The sequence below is a fragment of the Pseudomonas sp. 18-147 genome, assembly GCF_051048045.1.
GTDB lineage: Bacteria > Pseudomonadota > Gammaproteobacteria > Pseudomonadales > Pseudomonadaceae > Pseudomonas > Pseudomonas aeruginosa.
This window is the reverse complement of sequence record NZ_CP182296.1, coordinates 4,326,284-4,352,076: the sequence shown is the minus strand read 5'-3', so window position 1 is coordinate 4,352,076 and position 25,793 is coordinate 4,326,284. Positions and strand designations below refer to the sequence as shown.

At 67.9% G+C, this 25,793-nt stretch carries 24 protein-coding genes; 9 read left to right on the top strand and 15 right to left on the bottom strand.

Annotation, left to right across the window (positions count from 1 at the left end):
- Positions 1–63 precede the first annotated feature (63 nt).
- Together ACM0M4_RS20540 and ACM0M4_RS20535 are read left to right on the top strand one after the other, a co-directional pair.
- Entirely contained in the window at positions 64–597 is a 534-nt protein-coding gene (locus tag ACM0M4_RS20540; RefSeq protein WP_003082473.1) for a C40 family peptidase, read from the top strand.
- A gap of 19 nt (positions 598–616) precedes the next feature.
- The gene (locus tag ACM0M4_RS20535; RefSeq protein WP_003086626.1) at positions 617–1,279 is read left to right on the top strand and encodes an O-methyltransferase; all 663 of its coding nucleotides are present in this window, start codon (positions 617–619) and stop codon (positions 1,277–1,279) included.
- 7 nt (positions 1,280–1,286) lie between these two features.
- Here ACM0M4_RS20535 and ACM0M4_RS20530 read toward each other — a convergent pair whose 3' ends face one another.
- On the bottom strand, positions 1,287–2,201 hold the full coding sequence (locus ACM0M4_RS20530) for a LysR family transcriptional regulator (RefSeq protein ID WP_003082475.1): 915 nt from the start codon (positions 2,199–2,201) through the stop codon (positions 1,287–1,289).
- Positions 2,202–2,501: 300 nt separating this feature from the next.
- On the opposite strand from ACM0M4_RS20530, the gene ycaC reads away from it, so the two are divergent.
- The 7 genes from ycaC to ACM0M4_RS20495 all read left to right on the top strand — a co-directional run bounded on the left by ycaC (position 2,502) and on the right by ACM0M4_RS20495 (position 9,371).
- Positions 2,502–3,119: an isochorismate family cysteine hydrolase YcaC gene (gene ycaC, locus ACM0M4_RS20525; protein ID WP_003082476.1), complete on the top strand. Its 618-nt coding sequence runs from the start codon at positions 2,502–2,504 to the stop codon at positions 3,117–3,119.
- Positions 3,120–3,261: 142 nt separating this feature from the next.
- Positions 3,262–3,669, top strand: a complete 408-nt coding sequence (locus ACM0M4_RS20520; RefSeq protein WP_003082478.1) for an OsmC family protein — start codon at positions 3,262–3,264, stop codon at positions 3,667–3,669.
- A gap of 27 nt (positions 3,670–3,696) precedes the next feature.
- Positions 3,697–4,254 (top strand): NAD(P)H-dependent FMN reductase, encoded by a 558-nt coding sequence (locus ACM0M4_RS20515; protein WP_003082483.1) that lies wholly within the window; start codon positions 3,697–3,699, stop codon positions 4,252–4,254.
- A gap of 26 nt (positions 4,255–4,280) precedes the next feature.
- Positions 4,281–5,228 carry a pirin family protein gene (locus ACM0M4_RS20510; RefSeq protein ID WP_003145400.1) on the top strand — a complete coding sequence of 316 codons (948 nt, stop codon included), beginning with the start codon at positions 4,281–4,283 and terminating at the stop codon, positions 5,226–5,228.
- Between the two features lie 159 nt (positions 5,229–5,387).
- A complete protein-coding gene (locus ACM0M4_RS20505; RefSeq protein ID WP_003082488.1) occupies positions 5,388–5,861 on the top strand; it encodes an SRPBCC family protein in 474 nt (157 codons plus the stop codon).
- A gap of 2 nt (positions 5,862–5,863) precedes the next feature.
- Positions 5,864–7,705: a glutathione-regulated potassium-efflux system protein KefB gene (gene kefB / locus ACM0M4_RS20500; protein ID WP_003112454.1), complete on the top strand. Its 1,842-nt coding sequence runs from the start codon at positions 5,864–5,866 to the stop codon at positions 7,703–7,705.
- A 166-nt stretch (positions 7,706–7,871) separates the two neighbouring features.
- Positions 7,872–9,371, top strand: a complete 1,500-nt coding sequence (locus tag ACM0M4_RS20495; protein ID WP_003159806.1) for a flavin-containing monooxygenase — start codon at positions 7,872–7,874, stop codon at positions 9,369–9,371.
- Between the two features lie 16 nt (positions 9,372–9,387).
- On the opposite strand, the gene ACM0M4_RS20490 is transcribed toward ACM0M4_RS20495, so the two are convergent.
- The 14 genes from ACM0M4_RS20490 to mltA form a co-directional block, all read right to left on the bottom strand.
- Complete coding sequence (locus ACM0M4_RS20490; protein WP_003112452.1) at positions 9,388–10,323, bottom strand: DedA family protein/thiosulfate sulfurtransferase GlpE; 936 nt, start codon at positions 10,321–10,323, stop codon at positions 9,388–9,390.
- Between the two features lie 169 nt (positions 10,324–10,492).
- Complete coding sequence (locus ACM0M4_RS20485) at positions 10,493–11,191, bottom strand: pirin family protein (protein ID WP_003086661.1); 699 nt, start codon at positions 11,189–11,191, stop codon at positions 10,493–10,495.
- 117 nt (positions 11,192–11,308) lie between these two features.
- On the bottom strand, positions 11,309–11,944 hold the full coding sequence (locus ACM0M4_RS20480) for an alpha/beta fold hydrolase (protein ID WP_019372014.1): 636 nt from the start codon (positions 11,942–11,944) through the stop codon (positions 11,309–11,311).
- Positions 11,941–13,170 carry an MDR family MFS transporter gene (locus tag ACM0M4_RS20475; RefSeq protein WP_003082502.1) on the bottom strand — a complete coding sequence of 410 codons (1,230 nt, stop codon included), beginning with the start codon at positions 13,168–13,170 and terminating at the stop codon, positions 11,941–11,943. The genes ACM0M4_RS20480 and ACM0M4_RS20475 overlap by 4 nt, the downstream gene beginning before the upstream one ends.
- The gene (locus ACM0M4_RS20470) at positions 13,167–14,126 is read right to left on the bottom strand and encodes a clavaminate synthase family protein (RefSeq protein WP_003082503.1); all 960 of its coding nucleotides are present in this window, start codon (positions 14,124–14,126) and stop codon (positions 13,167–13,169) included. The genes ACM0M4_RS20475 and ACM0M4_RS20470 overlap by 4 nt, the downstream gene beginning before the upstream one ends.
- Positions 14,123–15,721, bottom strand: coding sequence for an asparagine synthetase B family protein (locus ACM0M4_RS20465; protein WP_003123124.1), 1,599 nt, complete (start codon positions 15,719–15,721; stop codon positions 14,123–14,125). Before ACM0M4_RS20465 ends, ACM0M4_RS20470 begins: the two co-directional genes overlap by 4 nt.
- On the bottom strand, positions 15,721–17,199 hold the full coding sequence (locus ACM0M4_RS20460; RefSeq protein WP_034076029.1) for a class I adenylate-forming enzyme family protein: 1,479 nt from the start codon (positions 17,197–17,199) through the stop codon (positions 15,721–15,723). The genes ACM0M4_RS20465 and ACM0M4_RS20460 overlap by 1 nt, the downstream gene beginning before the upstream one ends.
- A 9-nt stretch (positions 17,200–17,208) precedes the next feature.
- On the bottom strand, positions 17,209–17,955 hold the full coding sequence (locus tag ACM0M4_RS20455) for a class I SAM-dependent methyltransferase (RefSeq protein WP_003112447.1): 747 nt from the start codon (positions 17,953–17,955) through the stop codon (positions 17,209–17,211).
- Positions 17,952–19,319 carry a 2-isopropylmalate synthase gene (locus ACM0M4_RS20450; protein ID WP_003082506.1) on the bottom strand — a complete coding sequence of 456 codons (1,368 nt, stop codon included), beginning with the start codon at positions 19,317–19,319 and terminating at the stop codon, positions 17,952–17,954. The genes ACM0M4_RS20455 and ACM0M4_RS20450 overlap by 4 nt, the downstream gene beginning before the upstream one ends.
- Positions 19,316–20,194, bottom strand: coding sequence for a phytanoyl-CoA dioxygenase family protein (locus ACM0M4_RS20445; protein ID WP_003082507.1), 879 nt, complete (start codon positions 20,192–20,194; stop codon positions 19,316–19,318). The genes ACM0M4_RS20450 and ACM0M4_RS20445 overlap by 4 nt, the downstream gene beginning before the upstream one ends.
- Complete coding sequence (locus ACM0M4_RS20440) at positions 20,191–20,805, bottom strand: alpha/beta fold hydrolase (RefSeq protein WP_016253705.1); 615 nt, start codon at positions 20,803–20,805, stop codon at positions 20,191–20,193. The genes ACM0M4_RS20445 and ACM0M4_RS20440 overlap by 4 nt, the downstream gene beginning before the upstream one ends.
- Complete coding sequence (locus tag ACM0M4_RS20435) at positions 20,799–22,061, bottom strand: hypothetical protein (RefSeq protein ID WP_010793931.1); 1,263 nt, start codon at positions 22,059–22,061, stop codon at positions 20,799–20,801. The genes ACM0M4_RS20440 and ACM0M4_RS20435 overlap by 7 nt, the downstream gene beginning before the upstream one ends.
- Positions 22,058–23,815, bottom strand: a complete 1,758-nt coding sequence (locus ACM0M4_RS20430; protein ID WP_223818589.1) for a non-ribosomal peptide synthetase — start codon at positions 23,813–23,815, stop codon at positions 22,058–22,060. The genes ACM0M4_RS20435 and ACM0M4_RS20430 overlap by 4 nt, the downstream gene beginning before the upstream one ends.
- Before the next feature lie 783 nt (positions 23,816–24,598).
- Entirely contained in the window at positions 24,599–25,756 is a 1,158-nt protein-coding gene (mltA, locus tag ACM0M4_RS20425; RefSeq protein ID WP_014603159.1) for a murein transglycosylase A, read from the bottom strand.
- Between the last annotated feature and the right edge of the window lie 37 nt (positions 25,757–25,793).

Genomic DNA, 25,793 nt, shown 5'->3' with positions numbered 1-25,793 from the left:
GTATTGCGTTTAACTCCTTGTCGTAGCAAAGTGGAAGCATTCCTCACCAGGAAGGCTTCCACTATGCATGCACTGGCCCGATTCTCGATCCTCGCCTTTGCTGCGCTGCTTACCGCCTGCGCCAGCAAAGCGCCGCCCCCCGCGCCCGCCAAACAGGTCGTATTCCGTCCGGCGACGAATTTCTCGCCCGCCGCCGACGATGTGCTGTTCCGTGCCCTCGGCCTGGTCGGCACGCCCTACCGCTGGGGCGGCAACACGCCCGATTCGGGCTTCGATTGCAGCGGCCTGATCAACTTCGTCTACCGCGACATGACCGGCATCAAGCTGCCGCGCTCGACCCGCGAGATGATTTCCATGCGCGCGCCCAGCGTGCCGGTGCAGGCCCTGCAGACCGGCGACCTGGTGTTCTTCGCCACCTCCGGTGGTCGCACCGTGAGCCATGCCGGCATCTACGTCGGCGAGGGTCGCTTCGTGCATGCGCCGCGCACCGGCGGCACGGTGCGCCTGGACAGCCTGCAGAACAGCTACTGGCAACGCGCGTACCTGGACGCCAAGCGCGTGCTGGTCGCGCCGTCGCCGTTGGCGCGGGTGCCCTGAGGCGGGGAGGTCCGGGCCGATGACCACCCGCACCCTCAACCTCGACGACAACCTCTACCGCTACCTGCTGGACGTTTCGCTGCGGGAAACCCCGCTGATGACCCGCCTGCGCGAGGAAACCGCGAAGCTGCCCAACGCACGCTGGCAGATCGCCCCCGAGCAGGGCCAGTTCATCGCCTTGCTGCTGACCCTGATCGGCGCGCGGCGGGCGCTGGAGGTCGGCACCTTCACCGGCTACAGCGCCCTGTGCATGGCTACCGCCCTTGGCGAGCAGGGGCGTCTTACCTGTTGCGACCTGCCCGGCGACTACCACCTGACTGCGCGCCGCTACTGGCGCGAAGCCGCTGTCGAGGAGCGCATCGAGCTACGCCTCGGGCCCGCCCTGGAAACCCTGCGTGCGTTGCTCGACGAAGGCCTGGCCGGGCAGTTCGACCTGGCCTTCATCGACGCCGACAAGGCCAACTACCCCGAATACCTGGAGGCCGCGCTGGCGCTGGTGCGCCAGGGTGGGCTGGTGCTTTTCGACAACGTGCTGTGGAGCGGCCGGGTGCTCGAAGCGCAGCCGAAGAGTGCGGATACCCGCGGCATCCAGCAGCTCAACCTGGCGCTGAAGAACGACGCGCGGGTGGACTACTCGCTGCTGCCGATCGGCGACGGGCTGAGCGTCTGTCGCAAGCGCTGAGCGAGGCTCAGCGCACGCCCCACGGCGGGCTGCCCAGGGCCTGCTGGAGAAACTGGACGAACAGCTTCACTTTCGGCGAGAGGGTTGCCGCTCGCGAATACATGGCGTAGATCAGGTCGTCCAGCGGCCGCTCCTGCGGCAGGGCCTCGACCAGCCGGCCGGCGGCCAGGTCCTCGGCGGCGATGAACAGCGGCAGCATCGCCAGGCCCAGGCCACGCACCGCGGCGTCGCGCATGGTCTGGCCGTTGTTGGTGTTGAAGCGTCCGCGCGGGGTGATCATCCGCGCCGGCTCGCCGGCCACCCGCGGCTCGAAGCTCCATAGCTGCGACGGGGTGTTGTGGCTGTAGCCGATGCAGGGATGGCAGAGGATGTCTTCGATACGTTGCAGCGGGCCGTGCCGTTCCAGGTATTCCGGGCTGCAACACACTACCCGGCGGCTGGTGCCCAGTTGGCGGGCGATCAGCGAGCTGTCCTGCAGGCGGGTGATGCGGATCGCCAGGTCGTAGCCTTCCTTCTCGAAGTCGACGATCCGGTCGTCCAGTTGCAGGACCACTTCCAGGCGCGGGTTGCGCGCCATGAATTCCATCACCAGCGGCCCCAGCCAGAGCGTGCCGAAGCTCATCGGCGCCATCACCCGCAATTCCCCGCACAGGTCGTTCTCGCGCAGGGCCACGCTTTCCGCGGCGTTGTTCAGGTCCTGCAGCGAGGCCTTGGCCGACTTGTAGAAGAAGCCGCCGGCCTCGGTCGGCTCGACGTTGCGCGTCGAGCGGTAGAGCAGGCGCACGCCGAGGTGGCGCTCCAGGTCGCTGACGCGTTTGCTGATCACGGACTTGGACAGGCTCATGCGTTCGGCGGCGGCGCTGATGCTGCCCAGCTCGACCACGTTGAGGAAGGCCTGTATGTCTTCAAGGCGCAGGCTCATGGCGAATCTCGAAACAATCGGGAGGCAGACTGTCGCATGCGGGAGAACTCCTGGTAAGGGGATGCGCGCGTCGCACGTACGGGAAAGACAATGGCAGGGCAAGCGTAGCGCGCCCGGGGAATGGAATTGTTCTCGTATCGAGAACACCGTTTTCGCATTTTACCGGGCGGTAAATCGCTGTCGCTGTCACTACTCTTGATGGGCGGCGTGCGCTCCCGAGACCGCCCATGCTTGCCTCCCAGGAGGCGCTTCGTTTCACACCGCGCGGCGACGGACGCCGCCCGAGACCGGAGAAACACCATGTCCTTCACCTACAAGCGACTCGACAAGAACGATGCGGCGGTGCTGTTCGTCGACCACCAGGCAGGCCTGCTCTCCCTGGTCCGCGATTTCAGCCCGGACGAGTTCAAGAACAACGTCCTGGCATTGGCCGACATCGCCAGGTTCTTCAACCTGCCGACCATCCTCACCACCAGCTTCGAGGATGGCCCCAACGGCCCGCTGGTGCCGGAACTCAAGGAAATGTTTCCGCAGGCCCCGTACATCGCCCGCCCCGGCAACATCAACGCCTGGGACAACGAGGACTTCGTCAAGGCAGTCAAGGCCACCGGCAAGAAGCAACTGATCATCGCCGGCGTGGTGACCGATGTCTGCGTAGCCTTCCCGACCCTCTCGGCACTGGAGGAGGGGTTTGACGTATTCGTCGTCACCGACGCCTCCGGCACCTTCAACCCGGTGGTGCGCGACGCCGCCTGGGCGCGCATGACCGCCGCCGGCGCGCAACTGATGAACTGGTTCAGCGTCGGCTGCGAACTGCACCGCGACTGGCGCAACGACATCGAAGGCTTCGGTGCCATCCTCGGCGGCCACCTGCCGGCGTACGCCAACCTGATCCAGAGCTTCGGCACGAAGAAGTAAGCCGGCTTCGCCGCTGTCCCGGACACAAGGCACTCCGACCATCGGGTGCCTTGTGTCGTTTTCCGTCCAGATGTTTTCATCGGAACGCCGCTTCGCCGGAACCCGAGGTTCCGGCACGCCCCCCATGCACAGGAGAAACCCCATGGCTACCCAGGTCGTCAACGCTTCCCTCGGCACCACCCCTTATCGCGTGACCCTCGGCGACGACAGCCACCAGTGGCTGAGCGACGTGCCGGCCGCCCTCGGCGGCGCCGACAGCGGTCCCTCGCCGCACGAGATCCTGCTCTCGGCGCTGGGCGCCTGCACGGCGATCACCGTGGCGATGTACGCGCAGCGCAAGGAGTGGCCGCTGGAGGGTATCGACGTGCAACTGAACATCGTCGAGGAACGCACCAAGCCGGAGCCCTTCACCCATATCCGCCGCGACATCCGCCTGGCCGGCGATCTCGACGCCGAGCAGCGCCAGCGTCTGCTGGAGATCGCCAATGCCTGCCCGATCCATCGTGTACTCTCCGGAGAGGTCAGCGTCAGCAGCCAGCTACGCGACTGAACCCGCACGCACAACGAGGAGCACGGCATGAGCGACGACATCAAGGTATTGGGCATTTCCGGCAGCCTGCGCAGCGGCTCCTACAACAGCGCGGCGCTGCAGGAGGCGATTGGCCTGGTCCCGCCGGGCATGAGCATCGAGCTGGCGGACATCTCCGGCATCCCGCTGTACAACGAGGACGTCTACGCCCTCGGCTTCCCGCCCGCGGTGGAACGCTTCCGCGAGCAGATCCGCGCGGCGGACGCGCTGCTGTTCGCCACCCCGGAATACAACTATTCGATGGCCGGGGTGCTGAAGAATGCCATCGACTGGGCCTCGCGGCCGCCGGAGCAGCCGTTCTCCGGCAAGCCGGCGGCGATCCTCGGTGCCAGTGCCGGGCGTTTCGGCACCGCGCGGGCGCAGTATCACTTGCGCCAGACGCTGGTGTTCCTCGACGTTCATCCGCTGAACAAGCCGGAAGTGATGATCTCCAGCGCGCAGAACGCCTTCGACGCCCAGGGCCGGCTGCTCGACGACAAGGCGCGCGAGCTGATCCAGCAGCAGTTGCAGGCCCTGCAGCTATGGGTGCGCCGCCTGCGCGGTTGAATGCCTCGTCACCGGAGAGCCTGAACATGAGCAATACCGAAGAGCGTTGCGACCTGTCCTCCTCGCGGGACTGTCCGGAGCGCCGCGAACACCTGCTGCAACGGGTCACCGCGCGTGCCGCGGAAATCGGCGGCGGGATCACCGTCAGTCGGCTGATGCCGTCGCGCCAGCGGCGGATGATCGGTGCCTGGTGCTTCCTCGACCATGCCGGTCCCGCCGAATTCGAACCTGGCGGCGGACTGGCCGTGGGCCCGCACCCGCACATCGGCCTGCAGACCTTTACCTGGATGATCCAGGGCGAGGCGTTGCACCGCGACAGCCTGGGCAACGTCCAGGTGATCCGCCCCGGCCAGGTCAACCTGATGACCGCCGGTCATGGCATCGCCCACACCGAGGAGTCGCTGCCCGACGAGCGCCACGCCCACGCCGCGCAGTTGTGGATCGCGCTGCCCTACGAGCAGCGCGACATCGCCCCGGCCTTCGACCATCATCCCGACCTGCCGCGCTGGCAGGAGCAGGGGGTCACCTTCACCCTGCTGGCCGGTGCGCTGGCCGGGCGACAGGCGCCGTGCCGGCTCTACTCGCCGCTGCTCGGTGCCGACCTGGCCTGCCACGACGCCTCGACCCTGCAACTGACGCTCGACCCGCACTTCGAGTACGGCCTGCTGCCGCTGGAAGGCGGGTTGGAAGTGGGCGGCGAGCATTTCGCGGTGAACGAACTGGCCTACCTGGGCGACGGCCGCGACGGCCTGCAACTGCAACTCGACCCTGGCGCGCGGGTGCTGTTGCTGGGTGGCGCACCGTTCGGTGCGGAGATCTTCATGTGGTGGAACTTCGTCGGCCACAGCAAGGGCGAGATCGCCCGGGCGCAGAAGGCCTGGGAGGAGGGGGATGCCCGCTTCGGCCGGCTCGACGCCCTGGAAGGGCCGCGCTTGAGCGCTCCGCCGATTCCCTGGAAGATCGACGCCGAGTGAGGTCGATGTGCCGCCGGGTGCCCCGGCGGCGTCCTCGAATGCCTGTCGGCGATCGTTGTGGACCTGCGGCCTGGCGATTCGCCGGCAGCGGGAAAACTTTCTGCACCCATCGCCGGTCAGAACTCGCCTATCGCATGCACCGAACAGGAAGTGAGCCACATGCAATTCGAACACCTGGTCCAGGTCAACGACCGGACACTTGTCGACCTGCCGGTCCTCGACCGGCTGCAACTCTGGGAAGGCCTGGTCTGCCGTGCGCGCGAGCCACAGTATTTCGTCGTCGGCCTGGAGCGTTTCGAGATCCTCGTCGATGACGGCGACCGCCTGCACCGGCGCCTGTACCTGCCGGGTCTGGTGGTCGAGGACGAAGTCGTGCTGAAGGCGCCGGACAGTGCCCACTACAGTATCAAGCCGAGCGCCGAGGTGGCCGGCGGCAGCCTCGACATGACCATCGAGGAGCCGGAACCCGGCTCGCTGTTCGTGCGTTTCGCCTACTGCACCCGCTACCTGCAGCCGCTGGGCGACGAACTACCCTACGACGCCTTCGTCAAGCAGGCCTATATCGCCATGGATGTGGAGACCATCGCCACCATCCGCGACCGGTTCGGCGCCAGCGCCGCCAGCGGGAGTTGAGCGTGGAACACGGAAGCAGTTTTCTCCAGTCCGGCGTGGTCTTCCTGATCGCGGCGGTGTTCATGGTGCCGCTGGCCAAGCGTCTGCAACTGGGCGCGGTGCTCGGCTACCTGCTGGCCGGCGTGCTGATCGGTCCCAGCGTGCTGGGCCTGGTGGACAACCCGGAAAGCGTCGCGCAGATCTCCGAGATGGGCGTGGTATTGCTGCTGTTCATCATCGGCCTGGAGCTGTCGCCGCGGCGCCTGTGGGTGATGCGCAAGTCGGTGTTCGGCGTCGGCCTGCTGCAGGTGCTGCTGACCGGCCTGGTGATCGGCACCGTGGCCCTGGTCGGCTTCGACCAGCCGGTGAACAGCGCGGTGGTGCTCGGCCTGGGCCTGGCGCTGTCGTCCACCGCCTTCGGCCTGCAGATCCTCGCCGAGCGCAAGGAACTGACCCAGCCCCATGGCCGCCTGGCCTTCGCCATCCTGCTGTTCCAGGACATCGCGGCGATCCCGCTGATCGCCATGATCCCGCTGCTCAGCGGTGCGCACAGCGACGCCGGCGGCAGCGAACTGACCCAGACCCTCAAGGTGGTCGGCAGCATCGCCGCGGTGGTGGTCGGTGGCCGCTACCTGCTGCGCCCGGTGTTCCGCATCGTCGCCCAGACCAAGCTGCAGGACATGTCCACCGCCACCGCGCTGCTGGTGGTGATGGGCACCGCGCTGCTGATGGAGCTGGCCGGCGTGTCCATGGCCCTCGGTGCCTTCCTCGCCGGCCTGCTGCTGGCCGACTCGGAGTACCGCCACGAACTGGAGGCGCAGATCGAGCCGTTCAAGGGCCTGTTGCTCGGCCTGTTCTTCATCAGCGTGGGGATGAGCGCGGACATCAGCCTGCTGCTCAAGTCGCCGTGGATGGTGCTCGGCCTGACCGTGCTGCTGATCGCCCTGAAGGCGCCGGTGCTGTACTTCGTCGGACGCATTTCCGGCGGCCTCGACAAGGCCTCGGCGCTGCGCCTGGGCGTGGTCCTGGCGGCCGGCGGCGAGTTCGCCTTCGTCGTGTTCAAGATGGCCCGCGACCAGGGCCTGTTCCAGAACGACCTGCACAACCTGCTGGTGCTTTCCATCACCCTGTCGATGGCCCTGACCCCGTTGCTGGTACTCGGCCTCGCGCGCCTGCTGGCGAAGGAGCCGGAGGCGACGAAGCCGCCGCCGGAAATGGAACGCATCGACAACGACGACACCCCGCGCGTGGTGATCGCCGGGGTCGGCCGCATGGGCCAGATCGTCGCTCGCGTGCTGCGCGCCCAGCGCGTGCCGTTCATCGCCCTGGACACCTCGGTGGAGACCATCGAGCTGACCCGTACCCTCGGCGCGATCCCGATCTTCTACGGCGACCCGATGCGCCCGGAGATCCTTCGCGCGGCCCAGGTAGAGAAGGCCGAGTTCTTCGTCATCGCCACCGATGACCCGGAGACCAACATCGAGACGGCCAAGCGCGTGCGCAAGCTGTATCCGCACCTGAAGATCATCGCTCGCGCGCGTAACCGCCAGCACGTCCACCTGTTGCTCGACGCCGGGGTCGAGCCGGTGCGCGAGACCTTCTTCTCCAGCCTGGAGATGAGCCGCATGGTGCTCTGCGGCCTGGGTCTGAGCGAGGAACAGGCGGACGCGCGGATCCGTCGTTTCCGCCGGCACGACGAAGAGGTCCTGGCCTCCCAGCACCTGTTCTACAACGACCGCGACGCGCTGATCAAAAGCGCTCGCGAGGCGCGGGTCGAGCTGGAGACGCTGTTCCAGACCGACCAGTTGGAAGACCGTGGCGCGGTAGCGGCGGAGACCCCGGAGAAACCTTCCCGCGCCTCCTAGCGCCCGACCCATGCCGGTACGCCGGCATGGGTGATTCCCACGCCTGGGTCCATACTTTGCGGATATCGCAGTACGAAGGTTGGGATACCCGCGCGGCATCCCCTCTGTAGGGTGGAGGGCATCAGCCCAGCAGACGGCTGGACGCTTCCGCCGATCGAGGAACCTTATGCCTGTCGAACACCTGGACGTACTCATCGTCGGCGCCGGATTGTCCGGCGTCGGCGCCGCCTACCACCTGATGAAGCATTGCCCCGGCAAGAGCTTCGCCCTGCTCGAAGGGCGCGCGGCGATGGGCGGTACCTGGGACCTGTTCCGCTACCCCGGCATCCGTTCCGACTCGGACATGTTCACCCTCGGCTACAACTTCAAGCCATGGAGCGATCCTAAGGCCATCGCCGACGGTCCGTCGATCCGCCGCTACATCGAGGAGACCGCACGGGAGAACGGCATCGACCGGAAGATCCGCTACCGCCACCGGGTGCTCAGGGCCGACTGGGATTCCGCCAATGCGCGCTGGAACCTCGACGTGCAGCGCGGCGACGAGCCCGAGCCGCTGCGCATGACCGCGCAGTTCCTGCTGATGTGCACCGGCTACTACCGCTACGAGGCCGGCTATACCCCGGAATTCGTCGGTCGCGAGGACTTCGCCGGGCAGGTCGTCCATCCGCAGCTGTGGCCCGAGGACCTCGACTACAGCGGCAAGAAGGTGGTGGTGATCGGTAGCGGCGCGACCGCCGTGACCCTGGTGCCGTCGCTGACCGACAAGGCCGCCCACGTCACCATGCTGCAGCGCTCGCCATCCTACGTGATCACCCTGCCGCAGAAGGACGCGATCTCCAATTTCCTCCGCCGCTTCCTTCCGGAAACCTGGATCTACCGCCAGGCGCGGGCGCGCAACGTGGCCATGCAGATGGTCTTCTTCATGCTCGCCAGGACCTTCCCCGGCCTGGTCCGCAAGGCCCTGCTCAAGCTGGCCAGCCTGCAACTGGGCAAACGCTTCGACATGCGTCACTTCAGCCCGCGCTACAAGCCGTGGGACGAGCGGGTCTGCGCGGTGCCGGACGGCGACCTGTTCAAGGTGCTGCGCAAGGGCAAGGCGTCGGTGGTCACCGAGCACATCGACCGCTTCGTCGAGCGGGGCATTCGCCTGAAGACCGGCGAGGTGCTGGAGGCGGACATCATCGTCACCGCCACCGGCCTCGACCTGGTGATGTTCGGCGGCGCCGAGCTGGCGGTCGACGGCAAGCCGTTCCTGGTCAACCAGAGCATGGGCTATCGCGGCATCATGCTGCGCGACCTGCCGAACCTGGCGGCGGTGGTCGGCTATACCAACGCCAGTTGGACGCTCAAGGCGGACCTCTCCAGCGAATACTTCTGCCGCCTGATCAATCACATGGATGCCACCGGCATGCGCCAGGTGACCGCCCGCGACAGCACCGGCGACGTGCGCGAGGAGCCCTTCCTCAACCTCGACTCCGGCTACATCCAGCGCGCCGCCGAGCGCATGCCCAAGCAGGGCGACCGGATGCCCTGGAAGCTTTACCAGAACTACGTCCTCGACCTGGCGCTGCTGCGCTACGGCAAGGTCGAGGACGGCTACCTGGTGTTCTCCTCGCCGGCGCCGCAGCGGCAAGCCGGCGGCGCGGCGGTGCAGGCCCTGGGCTGAACCCGGTGGGCGTCGCTCAGGCGTTCGCCACGACCTGCCCGTAGGCCTTGCGCCAGGCGTCCAGGCCGCCGGCCAACGCCCAGGTGCGGGTGAAGCCGGAGGCGTTGAGGCGCTGGGCGAGCATCGCGGCGGAAAGTTCGTGGGGACAGGCGCAATAGATGACGATGCTGGCGTCCCTGAGGTCGCCGGGGAGGTCCTTCAGCGACACGTTCAGCTCCACCGGGATGGCTCCCGGAATGCCGCTTGGCTCGTCTTCGTGATGGGCGCGGACATCGAGGATCACCGGCAATTGCCCCTGTTCGCGAAGGTTTTCCAGTTCCTCCACGCTGATTCGCGGAATCCGCCGGCTGCGCGACAGCAGGCGCTGGCGCTGCCAGAGCTTCCAGGCGATGAAGGCGGCGAAGGCGCCGGCGATCAGCAGCGCGCCGATGGCCGCGTAGTCGCTGAGCAGGGCCAGCAGGTGGTCTACCGCATCGCTGAAGATCACCCCCAGCAGCAGCGCGGAACCGGCCCAGAGTGCCGAGCCGGCGGCGTCGTAGGCGAGGAAGCGGCGCAGGTGGGTGCGGGTCATGCCGGCCAGGGTGGTGGACAACGCACTGGCGCCGGGCAGGAACTTCGACATCAGCAGCGCCCTCGGACCGACCCGCAGGTACATGTTCTGGCTCTGGCGGATGCAACTGTCCTGGGACAGCGAGACCTTGCAGATGCTGCGCAGGAGGAAGCCGCCGTAGCGGCGTCCGGCCAGGTACCAGGCGACGTCCGCCAGCAGGCAGGCGAGCACCACCACCAGCAGGACCACGCCCAGCGGCGCGCCGACGCCCTGCATGGCCAGCGCGCCGGCGACGATCAGCGCCGGGTAGGCGGGGATCGGCAGCCCGGCCTGCTCGCAGAGCACGTTGAGGAACAGCAGGAGCAGCCCGTGGTTCTCCAGCAGGGGTTGCAGTTCACGCATGGCGGAGCCTCTCGAATTCTTCTGCGGGTAGTGTGAGCGCGAAGCGTGAAGCTGGGAAGAACCCAGTCGGCAGGGCCGGAGGCGTTGCGGCGGATAACGCCGCTGCGTCGAGAGAGGCTGGGGCGCAACGAAAGCAGCCCCTCGCCCGTGGGGGCGAGGGGCTGTCGGGTCAGGCCACTTCCACCAGCAGCACTTCGCTGTCTTCCAGGGCGGTGACCTTCAGGGTCGGTTCGTCGCGTACCGCCAGGCCATCGCGGGCCTCGGCGCGCACGCCGTTGACCTCGATGCTGCCGGTGGCCGGCACCAGGTAGGCGCGGCGACCGTTTTCCAGGGCGTACTCGGCGCTCTGGCCGGCCTTCAGGGTCACCGCGGCGACCTCGGCGTCGGCGCGGATGTGCAGCGCTTCGCTGTCCTGCTCGTCGCCGCTGGCGAGAGTGACGAAACGACCGTCGCGCTCGGCCTTCGGGAACGGTTTGGAGCCCCAGCGCGGTTGGTCGCCGCGGCGGTCCGGGATGATCCAGATCTGGAAGATCCGGGTGGTCTCGGCTTCCAGGTTGTACTCCGAATGGACGATGCCGGTACCGGCGCTCATCACCTGCACGTCACCGGCCTCGGTGCGGCCCTTGTTGCCCAGGCTGTCCTGGTGGGTGATCGCGCCTTCGCGGACATAGGTAATGATCTCCATGTCGCGGTGCGGGTGCGGCGGGAAGCCGCTGCCGGCGGCGATCTCGTCATCGTTCCAGACCCGCAGGCGGCCCCAGTCCTCGCGCTCCGGGTCATAGTAGTCGGCGAAGGAAAAATGATGACGCGCGTTCAGCCAGCCGTGGTTGGCATGGCCCAGACGGTCGAAGGGACGACGTTCGATCATGATCGGATCTCCATTGGGCCCGTCGCCGCTCGTTTGCGCGAGGGTGCGGGCGGTTGATGGGGTCATCATCCGTCAGATCATTGCGATAAAAAAGCGCGTATTTTCGGCTTTATATATCTAATTATTAGATTCGATCAGGGCGCGAAGGAAGCGCGGGTCCGCCAGTGCGGCGAGGTGCCCGCCCGGGTATTCCCGCACTCGCGCGTCCAGGCGGTGGGCGAAGGTACGTTGCAGCGGCGGCGGGCTGAGCCGGTCGGCGGCCGCCACAACGTAGGTGACCGGGCAGGCTGGACGAACCTGCCGCGGCGAGTCGATCAGCAATTGCGCGGGTTCGCTGGCGCTGGTCGGCACCTCGGCGCCGAGCAGTTCGAGGAAGCCGGCGCGGTCTTCCAGGCGGACCCGCCCTCCGAGCGGGTCGAGGCGGCATAGCCCGAGGAGATTGTCCTGGCCGCTGTCCTGGTAGCTTTCCAGCGCGCCGCCGCCCTCGCTGACCAGCGCGCTGAACAGGTACAGGTGCGCGGCGCGCTCGCCCAGGCGGGCCGCCAGGCATTGCGCCAGGTAGCCGCCGAAGCTGTGGCCGCAGAGTATCACCCGCTCCTCGCCGGCCAGCGTGGCGGCGGCCTGGTCCAGCCAATGCGCCAGGTCGCATCCGGGCGCGTCGCGCAGATGGTCGCAGCTTCGCCAGCCGGCGCCTTCCACGGACCAGGCGGAGCGGCGCAGGAAAAATCCCGAGACCAGCAGCACGCCGCTCATCCGCCGGCCCGCTCGGCCTGGCGCAGGCCGACCGCGCCGACCTGCAGCAGCATGATCACCCCGCACAGCGCGGCCAGGCCGAGGTACAGCGCCTGGCTGCCGGCATGGTCGAGCATGATCCCGCCGTACAGCGGTGCCAGCGCGGTGCCGAGGCTGTAGAGATTGGCCGCGCCGAAATAGCTGCCGCGCAAGTCGTCGGGGGTCAGTTGGTCGACCTCCACGCTGAAGGTCGGGAACACGATCAGTTCGCCGAGGCTGAGTACCACCGTGGCCAGCGCCAGGCCGGCGAACAGGGTCACCGGGGTCCAGGCGAAGCCTAGCTGGGCCAGGAGCATGAGCAGCATGCCGAGCATCAGGCGGCCGCCGGTGCCGGTGTTTTCCAGCAGGCGGAGGAGGGGAAACTGGGCGACCACTATGGTCAGCGCGTTGATGGTCACCAGCAGGGCGATGCTGTTGACCACGTCGGGCAGACCGCTGCGGGTGAGGTACTGCACGAGGGTCGAATCGAAGGTGGCGTAGATCAGCGCGGCCAGCATGTTGCACAGCAACAGCAGGGTGAAGGCGCGATGCCGGGCCATGCTCAGGCAGGCTTCGAGGAACCCCGTCGAGGATCGCGGGGCAAGGCTGCGCCGCTTAAGTTCGAGGTGGTGCAGCAGGCGCCAGAGCAGCAGGCCGTAGCAGAAGTAGACCAGCGCGGTGACCAGGAAGGTGCCGGCCTGGGCGGCGACGCCGAGAGTCAGGCCGATCAGCGGGCCGAGGGCGGCGCCGAGGTTGATCAGGAAGTACCGGCAGTAGAGCGCCAGTTCCCGCGAGCGGCGATCCTCGACGCGGTCGCCGATCAGCGCCTTGCAACTGGATTCGAGCAGGGCGCAGCCGATGCTCACCCCGGAGATCGCCAGTCCGTAGGACAGCGGCTGGCCGCTGAAGCCCAGCAACACGAAGGAAAGCCCGCTGAGGCTGGTGCCGAAGAAGATCAGGCGCTTGCGCCCGAAACGGTCCGACAGCCAGCCGGTGTAGATGCCGCTGAGCGCGCCGCAGACGGTCGCCAGCGCCAGCAGCAGGCCGATGGCGCTGGCGGACAGCCGGAACTCGCGCCACAGCAGCAATGCCAGGAACGGCCAGACCATGAAGTAGGCGCCGCGGGTCAGCAGCGTACCGACGAGCATCACGTGGATTTCCGTCGGCAGGGCGCGGAAGCGTTGCACGCTGAAGGTGTTGTCGCTCACGGGCGGGGCTCCTGGGCGAGGGGACGGATGCCGCCGCGCAGGCTGCCGGCGGCTACCTGGTGGAACAGCGGCAGGAAGCTTTCCGGCAGTTCGCGGGTGAATTCGCTGCTCAGCCAGCAGCGCAGCAGGCAGCGGCGCTGCCGCTCGTCGTCGCTGAACTCGGTGCGCGCGTGCAGGGTGGTGTGGTTGTTCACCAGCACCAGCATGCCCTTGCTGAAGTCCAGTTCGGCATAGCCGTCGGCGCGTTCGATCGCCTCGTCCAGGCCGTCGAGCATGCTTCGCACCTGCGGGGCGAGGCTTAGCCCGTGGCGCGTCACCGATTCGTTGAACTTGCGGATATAGCGCAAGACGAAGGTCCGCGGGGTTTCCGTGAGCAGCGGCACCAGCGCGTAGTCGGCGTCGCCTTCGTCGCGCAGGTCGTGGGGGATCGGCTGGCCGAGCAGGGGCAGCCAGGCCGGATTGGCGGCTTCCAGGGTGGCGAGGACGTCGGCCGAGGAACGGATGCGGAAGGCGCCGCCCCGGCGTGCCGGCGACCAGCAGGCGAGCACCGTGAGGTCGGCGCGATCGGAGTGGAAGGCCAGTTCCTGGCTGGTCAGGTGGCCGCGCTGCGGCGCGTCGCGGGCGTCGCGCAGGCCGAGGTCGCGCACTTCCTTGAGGTACTCGCCGTTGCGGTTGATCGCCACGGTGCGTCCCAGCCATTGGCAGAATGCGCGGAACACCCGCTGGAATTCGTCCTCGGCGAGTCCGCGCAGCAGCGCGGAATCGTGCAGCAGCACGCCGCTTCCATGCTCCAGTTCGTGATGCAGGCGCTGGCGCAGGAGAGCCTCCGCGCTATCCGCGGGACGCCGCTCCAGCAGGCGCGCGAACAGCGTTTCCAGGCCGGCGGCGAAAGCGGCCGAAGCGCAGAACACCGCGTTGCCCCGCCAGGGCGCGGGGCGACGATGGATGGTTGTCATAGCGAGGCTCCGTATTCCTGCTGCCAGAGCGACAGGGTGGTGAGGGTGAACAACTGGTCGCCGGGCAGCGCCGCGACGCTCGGTGCATCCAGGCCTTCCAGGCCGAGGTCGTGGAGCGCCGGCAGGCGTTCGGCGAGGTGCCGGCGCATTTCCCCGAGGGCCTGCGGCCAACGTTCGAACGGCAGGCGGAAATGCCGTTTCGGCTGCGCCTGCCAGCGTTTCTCGCGCTGCTCCAGGAGCGCCACCAGCGGTGCCTTGGCGGTGTCGCCGACGATCCGCTGGAGGCGCCCGGCGCGCTGCGCCAGGGCGCCATGCAGGTAGGGGGTGCGCGCTTCGATGGTGCGCGACATCAGCAGATGGTCGGCGCGGCGCAGCAGCGGCTCCAGCGAGTAGTGCAGGTCGAACTGGCCGATCGCCGCCTCGAGGCCCTGGCCGAGGGCCTCGTGGGCGAGTTCCTCGATCCGCTCGGCGACCCGTCGGCCCGCCGGTTCCGCCAGCAGCGCGGCCTTGCGCCGGTACTCGCCGAACCAGGCGGCGGCGAAGCGCCGCGGTTCCGGTGCGTCGCGCCGGCGCCAGAGTTCGAGATGGCGCGGGTAGCCCCAGAACAGTTCGTCGGCGCCTTCGCCGAGAAGCACGCAGTGATAGCCCTGCTCGCCGATACCGTCGGCCAGGCGCTGGTACATCAGCAGGCTGGACATCCGTGTCGCCCCGCCGAAGTTGCCGACCGCGCGACGCAGCAGCGGCATGAAGGCTTCCTGGCGCAGCTCGAAGCGTTGCAGCCGAGGGTGTGGCAGCAGGCTTTCCTCGTCGCCTTCCAGGCACAGGTGAAAGCGTTGCAACTGCGGGTCCAGGTAGCTGCCGAGCAGGTTGGAATCGACCCCGCCGCTGACCAGCAGGGCGCAGGGGCGGAAGGTCTGGCGGCAGCGTTCGAGGGTTTCGCCGAGCTGCTCGTCGAGGCTGTCCACCTCGCTGGCCGGGGCGGTGGCCAGCCGCTGGCGCTGGCAGAGGCGCGGACGCTCCTGGGAGAGATCGAAGCGCAACACCTCGCCGGGCAGCAGCAGACGGACCTGCTGGAACAGGGTCTGGCCTTCCAGCGGCACGCCGGCGGCGACCACCTGGGCGATCGCCTCGGCGTCGGCGCGGGCGCCGCCGAGCAGGTGCAGCAGCGCCCGCGGCTCGGAGGCGAAGGCCAGCAGGCCGCGCTCGGGCTGGTAGCTGTAGTACAGCGGCTTGATGCCGAACTCGTCGCGCAGCAGGGTCAATTGCCGGGTCTGCGGGTCCCAGCTGGCGAGGGCGTACATGCCGTCCGGCAGTACCCCGCGCTGCAAGCCGTCGAGCAGCAGGCGGATCTCGCCATGGATTTCGCAGCCGGCCTGGTAGACCTCGCCGTTGTAGGCGACCCGCCGCTGGCCCTCCTGCGGCGGCAGCGGTACCGCCGCGGCGCCGGACATCGGCAGGCGGGTCATGCCGATGGCGCCGTTCGGCAGGGCCGCGATGCCCTCGCCGAACGGGCCGCGATGGGCCAGCAGGCGTAGCGCTCCGGCGAAGCGCGAGACACTGAAACCGGTGCCGACGTAACCGAGGATGCCGCACATCACGAGGCTTCCCGTTGCAGCAGGGCGGCGAGCGCACGGCGGTCGTGCTTGCCGGCGCCGTTCAGCGGCAGGGCCTGGTGCGACAGCACCACGCGCTGTGGCGCGCGGAGGGTGCCGAGCTGCTGCTGGAGCCAGGGCAGGAAGGCGAACTCGACCTGCGGCGCGGTGTGGATCACGGCGACATAGTCTTCGCCATAGAGCGGGCAGTCGACCTTCAGGCAGCAGACGTCGATCACCTCGTCCAGGCCGTTGAGCGCCCTTTCGCATTCATTCAGGTGGAACAGGTTGCCGCCCTTGTTGATGGTGCCGTCGCAACGGCCGAGGACGTGCACGCAGCGGTCCTCGTCGAAGTAGGCGAGGTCCTGGGTGTTCAGCCAGCCGTCCTCGAGCACCTGGGCGGTCAGGTCGGGGCGGTTGACGTAGCCGGAGAACAGGCTCGGCGTGCGCACCCACAGGCGCCCGCGTTCGCCGCTGCCCTCCAGCGGGCGGCCATCGGGGTCGGTCAGCTTGAGTTCCAGGCCGACGGCAGGTCCCACCGAGTTGTCGAACGCATCGCCGCGACGCTTGCCGAAGAGGAAGGCGAAGCCGCACTCGCTGAGGCCGTAGATGTTCGCCAGCGCCGCGTAGTCGCGCTGGAAGGCCGCCTGCAGGTCGGCGTCCAGGCGCGCCGAGCCGGCGACGCAGAGCAGGCGCTGCAACGGCAAGCGGCGCGGCGGCGGAGTGCCTTCCTTGACCATGTGGTTGACCACCGGCGGCACCAGGTAGAGGAAACTGATGCCGAAGCGTTCCACGTATTCCCAGAAGCCTTCGCTGTCGGCCCAGCAGTGCAGCGGCAGGAGCACCGCGCTGCCGCCGTACAGCAGCGGGAAGAGGAAATTGATGCCGAGGATGCCCAGGCCGCTGATCCGGTAGAAGCAACCGGAGCGCGTGTGCTCGCCGATGCCCAGGCAGTCGCGGCCGATGCGGTAGGCATGGAGCATGGCCTGCTGGCTGAGTTCGATGCCTTTCGGCTGGCCGGTGGTGCCCGAGGTGAACAGGATCATGTGGCTGTGCGCGGCGCGGTCGAGCCGGCGCGTCGCGCTGCGCTCGAAGTCCAGCGCCAGGCGCAGCCCGGCCAGCGCGCCCTTGAGCGGATGTTCGCTGGCCAGCGCGTCCAGGCGCATCTCGTCGACGATGGCCTGCTTCGCGGCCTCCCCCCACTCGGGATCGATCAGCACCAGATGCTTGCCCGCGCGCATGACCGCATAGATCAGGCAGAGGTTGCGGTAGCTGTTGTCGAGCAGCACGCCGACACTGCGGCAGGCATGCGCGGCGATCTGCTCGGCGAGGGCATCGACCTGGCGGTCGGCGTCGCCCCAGGTGTATTCCAGCGGTCGCTCCGGCTCGCGGGCGTCGATCAGGAACGGCCGCCGCGGGTCGGCGCTGCCGAGATGGCGGAGGGTGCTGTCGAGCGATACGGGTACGGGGAGGCTGCTCATGCCGGCTCCTCAGCGATTCAGCGCGGTGAAGGCGTGGATGTCGAAGTTCACCGCCACCTGCGGCGCGCTCTCGATCTCGCGCACCGCGGCGATGAAGCGGTCGGCGTAGTCTTCGCCGCCTTCCTGCTCGATGTAGCGGGTCACGTAGCTGGTGGAGAGGAAGAACAGCGCGACCTCCTCCGGGCTGAGGAAGATGATGTTGGCGAACACTTCGCGGCGGCAGTCGCGCAGGTGCGGGCAACTGCCCATGATCTCCAGGGTGTCGTCATAGCGGGTCAGGCGCGGATCACGGTGTTTGGCCCACTTGTTCACCAGTTCGTGCTCGATGAAGTCGCGCAGCGGCCCGTAGGCGATCGGGAAGTCGTACTTGTAGGCGCAGAACAGCCCGCCGGGGGTCAGCCAGTCGGCCATGCGCGTCAGCACCTGCTTGCGGTCCATCCAGTAGAAGGAGGTGGCGCTGGTGACCAGGTCGAAGCGGCGTTGCGGCGCGAAGGTTTCCGCCGGCGACACGCTGAAGCGGATCTCCGGGTAGTTCTCGCGGGCCTTGGCGATCAGCGCCTCGCCCAGGTCGCTGCCTTCCACGTAGCGGAACCAGGGTTGCAGGCGGACGGTCGAGACGCCGTTGCCGCAGCCGATGTCCAGCGCCGCTTCGCGTGCCGGGGCGCGTTCGGCGAGGTTGCGGTAGAGCGAATCCGGATAGGCGATCTTGCCGCGGACCACGTTGTAGGCGTCTGCGTGCTTGTCGAACTGCTTCATTGGGTAATCTCCAGTAGGCTCTCGTGGTAATCGCCCTTGTGGACGAAATTGATGTAGGTGCCGCTGCCGCCGAGGTAGCGGTAGCTGTGCTCGACGCCGGCGGGGATGAACACGCTGGCCGGGCTCTGCAAACGGCGCAGTTGGCCGCCGAGCAGGACTTCCACCTCCAGGCCGCGGTAGTCCTCGTCGCTGCCGAGGAACAGGAACACCGAGTCGCAGTTGTGCACGTGGCTGTCGACGTGGCCCGGCCCGCCGTCGCCGACGTCGTGGAACTGGCGGGCGATGAAGTAGAACGGCGAGCCGTCGAGCAGGCGCCGGTCGAGCATGACGAAGCGCTTGCCGGGGCCGTGGCGGTGGTACTTCAGTTCGCTGGCGGATTTCTCGAAAGGCGTGAGGAACAGGGATTGGCGGTGCATCGGCGTGTAGCGTTGCAGCGAGACGCGGCCGTTGATCAGTTCCGGATCGAAGGCGCTGTAGGCGTCCTGGTTTTCCTGCATGGCCAACTGGTGCAGGCGGGCGACATGGACGAAGGCGTTCTCGCCGACCACCGGGTGCATCGGTGAACGCTTGATCCGGCTGTGCGCCTCGACCAGCTCGGAGACCGCGAGGACGTTCTTCAGGTTGAAGCGGTCGGCGGCGAACTTGGTGTGCAGCAGGGTCAGCAACTGGAAGGTGTCGGTGATCCCGGCGCGTTCGCCGATCCCGTTGCAGCTCGCCGAGTGCCACTGGACCCCGGCCTGGATCGCCGCCAGGGTATTGCCCAGGGCCAGGCCGCGGTCGTTGTGCACGTGGTACTCGAAGACCACGTCGGGGAACTCGTGGCGCAGCAGCGAGAGCACGTCGAAGGTCTCGTCCGGCAGCAGGATGCCGACGCTGTCGGCGAAGCAGATGCGATCGGCGCCGGCGTCGCGCGCGGTGGCGATCATGCTGACCAGGTCGCTGACCGAGGTGCGCGCGGCGTCTTCCACCGTGGCCCGGACCCGCAGGCCGCGTTCGCGGGCGTAGCGGATCGCGTCGTGGAACAGTTCGAGCACCTCCTCGCGGCTCATGCCCTTGAACTTGGTTTCCAGCGAGATCGCGTTGATCGAGGCGAACAGCCCGACCCACTGCGCACCGGTTTCCAGCACCGCGTCGATATCCTCCCGGCGCGCCCGGGCGTGGGCCAGCACCGGCGTGGAAACCGCCGCCACCACGGCGCGTACCCGCTCGCGTTCGTCCGCGGAAATCCGCGGGTGGCCGCACTCGATCATATCCACCCCCAGCGCCGCGATTTCCCTCGCCAGCTGGACCGACTGCGCGCTGTCGAAGCTGCACTGGCGGGCCTGGCACCCCTCGCGCAGGGTGCAGTCGATGACCCGGATCATCGTCTCGCTCCCGCGTCCGAGGCCGACAGCGTCGCCAGCCGCGGCTCCCTGATGAAGTCGTGGATCTTCGGCGCATGGCCGAACTGGCGGGAGAAACGGGCGAGGAAGGTGACCATCTTCAGCGAGTAGTCGCACAGCTGCGGAAGATAGTGGTCGAGGTTGTCCTCGGTGATTGCCTCGTCCGGGAACACGCTTTTCAGGTTGGAAGCGATCCAGGTTTTCATGCTGTCCTCTCGATTCAGTTGGTGGAATTCGTCGTCCTCGACGAAGACGATCGGCATGCCGATGCGCAGCTGGCCGCTGCGGTTGTTGTGGCTGCCATGTGCGGTGCGGGCGGGCCAGACCAGGACGTCGCCGGCGTCCAGCTCGGCATCCACCAGTTGCTCGCGGGAAATGCCGTTGGCCTGTAGGTCGATGCACTTGAACATCGGGTAGGCGAGGTCGAACTCGTGGGGGAAGATGGTGCGGTCGTCGGGGTAATAGAACATCCCACCGTTGTCGTTCCGCGACGGGGTCAGGGCGACCCAGAAGGTCTGCGCGCTTTCGTAGCGCTTCTCCCATAGCGCGATGTCCTGGTGCAGCGGGATGTAGGACTCGTCGGCGTGGCGCTTGATGAACGCCGCGTGGCGCAGCAGGCGCGGCTTGCGCAGATGGTCGCGGACCAGCGCGTCGAGCCCGGAGCGGGCGAACCAGTCGTCCCAGAAGAGCGGGTCGTGGCGGTGCAGGTTGCGCACCTTCTTCGCCTCGCGGCGCTCGTCGTCGGCGATGTCGAATTCCGGTTCCAGCGCCGGGTCCGGCCGCTGCGCCGCGGCGAGGATCCAGTCCAGCGCCTGTTGGCGCAATTGCGGGGATACCACCTGCCGATAGTGTTTCATTGGACGGACTCCTTGCTGACGGTGTGGACGATGAAATCGATCACCGCCGGGTCCTGCAGGGCCAGGTGGTGCGGACGCTCGCAGGGGAAGGTGTCGAGCCGCTCGATCAGGTCGCACCAGCGTTCGGCGGCCGGGTCGCGGCCGGCGTCGTCCCGGCAGCGCACCCAGCTGGCGCGGGCGAGGCGATGGCGGGGCTGCCAGCGGCCGAACAGCTCGACATTGCGCAGCAGGACCTCTTCGCGCAGTTCGCCAAGCTCGCTCATCAGGGCGATCCATTCGCGCATCTCGGCGCTCAGCCAGCGCTGGTATTGCTCGCTCGGCGGCATTCGCCGCAGGGCCGGCCAGGGCAGGTGGCTGTCGATCATCAGCAGGCGGCTGGCCGGCAACTGGCGGGTCATCTCGTAGCCGACCAGGCCGCCGAAGGAATAGCCGATCAGCCAGTCCGGTTCTTCCGCCAGGCCGTCGAGTACCTGGCTGGCGAGGGCTTCGATGCTGGCGTAGGCATCCAGCCGGTGGTAGTCGACCAGCCGGCAGTCCGTTGCGCCGAGGCGTGCCAGCAGCCCGCGGAAGCAGCTCGGGTGGCCGATGAAGTCAGGCAGCAGGATCAGCATGGGCGTAGCGCCTCGGCCATGGCCGCCGCCAGCGCCAGGGTCCGTTCGCGGCCGAAGCGGCTGGCCAGGCTGGCGTCCCAGCCGCCGTCGTCGCGCCGGACCAGGGTCAGGGTCAGCGGCAGGCGGCTCTTCAGTGTCGGCCGGTGGATGAACCCGGCGCTGCGGAATGGCTGGTCGATGACATTGATCATCACCTGGGCGTCGGCATAGCGCAGCCCGGCCCGTTCGGCGATGGCCTCCGCCGGCAGCAGGCTGTGCTCGAAGGCCTCGAGCCTGTGTCGTTCGAAGGTGTCCTCGGCGGTCGCGGCGTCCAGCAACAGCGGCACCAGGTTCAGCCAGCAACCGGAAACCGCCGTGCCTCGGCGACTGCGCAGGCTGACCGGGGTCAGCGCCAGGACCTTGCCGGTGGCGCCCTGGCTGGCCAGGGCGAGAGCCAGGGCGCAGGCGAGCCGGGTCAGCAGGGCGGCTTCGCCGCCTCCTGGCGTGGCAGCCAAGCGGAAATCCTCGCAATGGCTGGCGAGCTCCGCCCAGGGCAGGCTCGCCAGTTCACGGAACGCCTCGCCGCGCTCGCTCCAGTAGTCTTCCAGCCTGGTCCTGCGCTCGCGCAGCTGGCGCTCCAGGCGCCATTGCTGCTGGAGGAATCCGAACTCGGGGGCCGCCGCTTCGGTCGTGGGGTCGGCGTTGAGCACGGCCAGGCGGGCCAGCAGCACGCTGGCGAAGTCGGCGTCGGCGACCAGGTGATGCAGCCAGACGCCCCAGCGCGCACGTCCTCCGCAGCGCCCGTGGAACAGTCGCAGCAGGCCGCGCTCGAACAGGGAATGCGGGCGTTGCAGCAGCGCTGCGATGAGCGTGTTTTCGTCGGCGAAGGGGCCGACTTCCAGCGCCGGGCTCTCCTCGGGCTGCCCGTGGACGACCAGTTCGAAACCTTCCGCGCCGCTGTCCACCTGGCTGTCGAGCAACGGGAACTCTTCGCGCAGGCGCCGCCCCAGGCGCGTCAGGTCGGATGCCGGCACCTCGGCCGGAGCCAGGTAGCAGAGGCCGAAGCGGGTCAGGTCGGCGCCGAGCAGCTCGCTGAAGACCATCCCGCAGGACCAGGGCGACAGGTCGACGCGCAAGGACTGCGCGGCCTCATCCGGCATCGGTTGGTGCCGCAGGCGGTCGCGCTCGGAGGGGGACAGGCGGTGCCAATCGCCGACCACCACCAGGTGCTCGCGGAACCAGTGGTAGCGCACCTCCGCGGAGAGACCGACGTTCATGCCGCGCTCCTCGACAGCACCAGCGGCTGCTCCGGCGTCGCCGCCCGTTCCAGCAGACGCTCCGGCGCCAGGCCGTGGCTGCGCAGGAGACGGCTGAACTGGTCGAGGCGCGAGTTTGCCTGCAAGTCGGCGAGTCCCAGGTTTGCTCCCGCACCCGCCGATTGACAGAGGGCGACCAGTTGCAGGGCGAGCAACGAGTTGCCGCCGCAGAGGAAGAAATCCTGGTCGGCGGCGCCGACCTCGCAACCCAGCAATTCGCTCCACAGCTGCGCGCAGCCGCGTTGGTCGGGATCGAGCGCGCTGGCGCAGCGCTCCAGCGGTTCTTCCAGGCGGCGCAGCAGGGCGGCGCGGTCCAGCTTGCCGTGCGCCGTCAAGGGCAAGGCCTCGACCCGGACGCAGGCATGCGGGCGCTGCCAGGTGGGCAGTTGGCGGAGCAGGGCCTGCGGGCTGGCGTCGGCTTTTCCCGTCCAGGCGCAGAGCAGTTGCTTGACGCCGTTGCGCTCGCGGACCAGCAGGGCGCAGTCGAGGATGCCCGGCTGGCGGCGCAAGCGCTGTTCCAGGGCGGGGAGGTCGAGGCGATAGCCGTTCAGCTTGACCTGACCATCGCCGCGGCCGATGAAGCGCAGCCGACCCTGCTCGTCGTAGCGAGCGCGGTCGCCGGTACGGTAGGCACGCAGCAGGCGGCCGCGATAGGGCAACTCGACGAAGCTGGCGCGGGTGCGCGTCGCATCGTTCCGATAACCCCGCGCCAGGCCGGCGCCGAAGGCGACGATCTCCCCGGCCCGGTCGGGCTCGGCGATCTCCTGTCCGTGCTCGTCGAGCAGGAGCACCGCGGTGCCGGCGATGGCCTTGCCGATGGGGATGTCGTCTTCCTCGAGGTCGTCGTTGGTGACGACATGGCAGCAGGTGAAGGTGGTGTTCTCCGTCGGTCCGTAGCCATTCACCAGGTGCAGTCGCGGATGCCGCAGCAGCGCCCGGCGCACGTGCGGCACCGAGAGGATGTCGCCGCCGGTGAGCAACTGGCGAAGGCCGCCGAGGCAGTCCGGGTCGAGGTCCACCAGGGTGTTGAACAGCGAGGCGGTGAGCCAGGCGCTGTCGGCTCCGCGCTCGTCGATCAGCCGGCGCAGCACGCCCGGGTCGAGGGGGCCGAGGTCGTTCAGCACGCAGCAGCCGCCGTTGAGCAGCGCGCCCCAGATCTCCAGGGTCGCCGCATCGAAGGACAGCGGCGAGTTGACCAGGAAGCGCATCTGCGGAGCGAACGCGAGGAACGACTGGCCCAGGCACAGACGGGTAATGCCGGCGTGGGTGCAGGCGATGGCTTTCGGGCGGCCGGTGGTGCCCGAGGAGAAGTTGATGTAGGCGATCTGGTCCGCCGCGAAGCATGGCCGGGCGACCGAGGCTGGAGCGGCAGGCAGGTGCCTGACCGGGACGCAGGGAAGACCGTTGGCGGGCGTCGGCGTGGTCGAGCAGTCGAGGATCAGGCGGCAGTCGACCTGCCGGCACAACTCTGCATTCCAGGCCGCCGGTTGTTTCAGGTCTATATATAAGTAGTGATGGCCGGATAATAGTATGGCGAGCAGGCAGACAATGCTTTCCCGAGAATATTCGCCGTACACTCCAAGACAAACTCCCGGCTGCGGATAATGCTCGAGAAGATAGTCTGAAAGTTGTTCGGCGCTATGCAAGAGTTGCCGATAGTCGACACTTCCGAAACGGTCCCTGATGGCTTCGCGATGGGGATGAAGCGCTGCCATTTCGCTGAAGCGGGCCACCACCGTTGGGTGCGCGTACAGGTCGAGCAGGGAGTTCTGGGACATTCTGGCAATCGCCTTTTTTTTGAAAAAATGAGTCCATATGCCGGCTTCTTCGGCTAAATGAAGGGTTTTTGGTTTTTCGTGAGGACAGCGGCCGAGTCTTCCCGGGAACTGCCAGTCGTCCGCCGCCCACCGGCTCGCTCACGCGAGCGGCAAGCGTCGAGGCGCCTTGCCCGGAAAAAACGTTATGGAAATACGGAGTGCCGTCGACTCAAGGGCAGTCAACTGCTGCCATGCAGTCTTATCGTCAGGAAAGAGAGAAAAGCGATGAGAATGGATTCACGGTCACGCATTGCACTTCCACCTTACGTTGGGTTTCCGAAGTGTTTCGCTGTGTGTGTTTTTATATGTTTCGTGGGTATTTAAAATAAGATACAAATTTCCCCTCACAACTATGAGAATTGGTAGTTGGCGAAAGGGCGGTATGAGGGGTGTCGAAGCGCGCCGGCTGATGGCTTTTTGCCGAGGCAGGCTGCCGCGGCTACGCCTGCCGGGGGTAGCACGGACAAGTGGTGTCGGGGGGCCTGGCCGCTGCGGCGAGGCGCGGAGGTCCGGCTGGCGCGGCGATCATCACAGAGGATTCTGCGGCGTCATTCATCGTTTGAATGGTTGCTGCCGCAAGCGCGCCCGGCGCCGTCGATGCTGGTCTGCGGTGTCGGGCGCTCGCTGGCGTTGCGTTGGCCAGCCGTCCCGGCCGGGTGCGTCGGCACCGGCCGGAGGTTTTCAGGAGGCGGGCAGCGGCGCGCCCTTGGGCCATAGCAGCCAGAGCCGGCCCGGCTGCTTCATGTGTCCGGCGAGTTCGCCGGCGGCGTCGCCGGTGCCCCAGAACAGATCGGCGCGGACCTCGCCGACGATGGCCCCGCCGGTATCCTGGGCCGCCACCGGACGGACCACCGCGCTGCCGTCGTCAGGGCGGGTGGTGGACAGCCACATCAGGCTGCCCAGCGGAATCACCTTGCGGTCGATGGCCACGCTGTAGCCGTCGGTCAGCGGTACGTTCAGCGAGCCGCGCGGACCTTCGTCGCTGTCCGGGCGCAGGCTGAAGAACACGAAGCTGGGATTGCTCGCCAGCAGTTCGGAGACCCGCTGCGGATTGGCCTCGGCCCAGTCGCGGATGCGCTTCATGCTGACCTCTTCCTTCGGCACCAGGCCCTGCTCGACCAGCCAGCGGCCGACCGGCTTGTACGGGTGGCCATTCTGGTCGCCGTAGCCGATGCGCAGTTGCCGGCCGTCTTCCAGCTGGATGCGCCCGGAACCCTGGATCTGCAGGAACTGAAGGTCCATCGGGTCGCCCAGCCAGGCGAGCACCGGCGCGCTGGAGCCGTTGTCGCGGATCGTCGCGGCGTCGTCGTAGGGTTTCAGCACCCGGCCTTCCAGGCGTCCGCGCAGGCGCTTGCCCTTGAGTTCCGGGTAGACGCTTTCCAGCGCGACCACCACCAGGTCGTCCGGTACGCCGTAGACCGGCACCGGGGTTTTTTCGCCCTGGCTCAGGCTGCCGTGGTAGACCGGTTCGTAGTAGCCGGTGATCAGGCCCTGGTCGCCGTTGCTGGAGGAACGCAGGCTATAGACCTGCATCCGCTCCTGGAGGAACGCGCGCACCGCCGTCGGATCGGCGGCGACCGTCGTGGCGCTCGCACAGGGCTCGCCCCATACCGGGTCCTTGGCCAGCCGCGCGCAGGCCGAGCGCCAGGCATTGAAGCCGGCGAGCAGGTCGGCGTCGCTGGTAGCCGGCAGGGCGTCCCAGGGCACGCTGTTGTAGGTGGTGACTTCGGCGGGTTTGGGCGGGGGCTCTTTCTTGCCGTCGTCGCATGCGGTCAGCAGGGCGGCGAAAGGGAGCGCGCAGAGCAGCAGGCGGCGCCAGGGATGGAACGGAAACTTCACGCCAAGGACTTCCTGGTGGTGGATCGAAGCCCGCTAG

Excerpts from the sequence above, each read along its gene's own strand:
- ACM0M4_RS20540 (WP_003082473.1), top strand. The coding sequence starts at position 64 with ATGCATGCACTGGCCCGATTCTCGATCCTCGCCTTTGCTGCGCTGCTT.
- ACM0M4_RS20535 (WP_003086626.1), top strand. The coding sequence starts at position 617 with ATGACCACCCGCACCCTCAACCTCGACGACAACCTCTACCGCTACCTG.
- ACM0M4_RS20530 (WP_003082475.1), bottom strand. The coding sequence starts at position 2,201 with ATGAGCCTGCGCCTTGAAGACATACAGGCCTTCCTCAACGTGGTCGAG.
- ycaC (WP_003082476.1), top strand. The coding sequence starts at position 2,502 with ATGTCCTTCACCTACAAGCGACTCGACAAGAACGATGCGGCGGTGCTG.
- ACM0M4_RS20520 (WP_003082478.1), top strand. The coding sequence starts at position 3,262 with ATGGCTACCCAGGTCGTCAACGCTTCCCTCGGCACCACCCCTTATCGC.
- ACM0M4_RS20515 (WP_003082483.1), top strand. The coding sequence starts at position 3,697 with ATGAGCGACGACATCAAGGTATTGGGCATTTCCGGCAGCCTGCGCAGC.
- ACM0M4_RS20510 (WP_003145400.1), top strand. The coding sequence starts at position 4,281 with ATGAGCAATACCGAAGAGCGTTGCGACCTGTCCTCCTCGCGGGACTGT.
- ACM0M4_RS20505 (WP_003082488.1), top strand. The coding sequence starts at position 5,388 with ATGCAATTCGAACACCTGGTCCAGGTCAACGACCGGACACTTGTCGAC.
- ACM0M4_RS20495 (WP_003159806.1), top strand. The coding sequence starts at position 7,872 with ATGCCTGTCGAACACCTGGACGTACTCATCGTCGGCGCCGGATTGTCC.
- ACM0M4_RS20490 (WP_003112452.1), bottom strand. The coding sequence starts at position 10,323 with ATGCGTGAACTGCAACCCCTGCTGGAGAACCACGGGCTGCTCCTGCTG.
- ACM0M4_RS20485 (WP_003086661.1), bottom strand. The coding sequence starts at position 11,191 with ATGATCGAACGTCGTCCCTTCGACCGTCTGGGCCATGCCAACCACGGC.
- ACM0M4_RS20480 (WP_019372014.1), bottom strand. The coding sequence starts at position 11,944 with ATGAGCGGCGTGCTGCTGGTCTCGGGATTTTTCCTGCGCCGCTCCGCC.
- ACM0M4_RS20470 (WP_003082503.1), bottom strand. The coding sequence starts at position 14,126 with ATGACAACCATCCATCGTCGCCCCGCGCCCTGGCGGGGCAACGCGGTG.
- ACM0M4_RS20465 (WP_003123124.1), bottom strand. The coding sequence starts at position 15,721 with ATGTGCGGCATCCTCGGTTACGTCGGCACCGGTTTCAGTGTCTCGCGC.
- ACM0M4_RS20460 (WP_034076029.1), bottom strand. The coding sequence starts at position 17,199 with ATGAGCAGCCTCCCCGTACCCGTATCGCTCGACAGCACCCTCCGCCAT.
- ACM0M4_RS20455 (WP_003112447.1), bottom strand. The coding sequence starts at position 17,955 with ATGAAGCAGTTCGACAAGCACGCAGACGCCTACAACGTGGTCCGCGGC.
- ACM0M4_RS20450 (WP_003082506.1), bottom strand. The coding sequence starts at position 19,319 with ATGATCCGGGTCATCGACTGCACCCTGCGCGAGGGGTGCCAGGCCCGC.
- ACM0M4_RS20445 (WP_003082507.1), bottom strand. The coding sequence starts at position 20,194 with ATGAAACACTATCGGCAGGTGGTATCCCCGCAATTGCGCCAACAGGCG.
- ACM0M4_RS20440 (WP_016253705.1), bottom strand. The coding sequence starts at position 20,805 with ATGCTGATCCTGCTGCCTGACTTCATCGGCCACCCGAGCTGCTTCCGC.
- ACM0M4_RS20435 (WP_010793931.1), bottom strand. The coding sequence starts at position 22,061 with ATGAACGTCGGTCTCTCCGCGGAGGTGCGCTACCACTGGTTCCGCGAG.
- ACM0M4_RS20430 (WP_223818589.1), bottom strand. The coding sequence starts at position 23,815 with ATGGCAGCGCTTCATCCCCATCGCGAAGCCATCAGGGACCGTTTCGGA.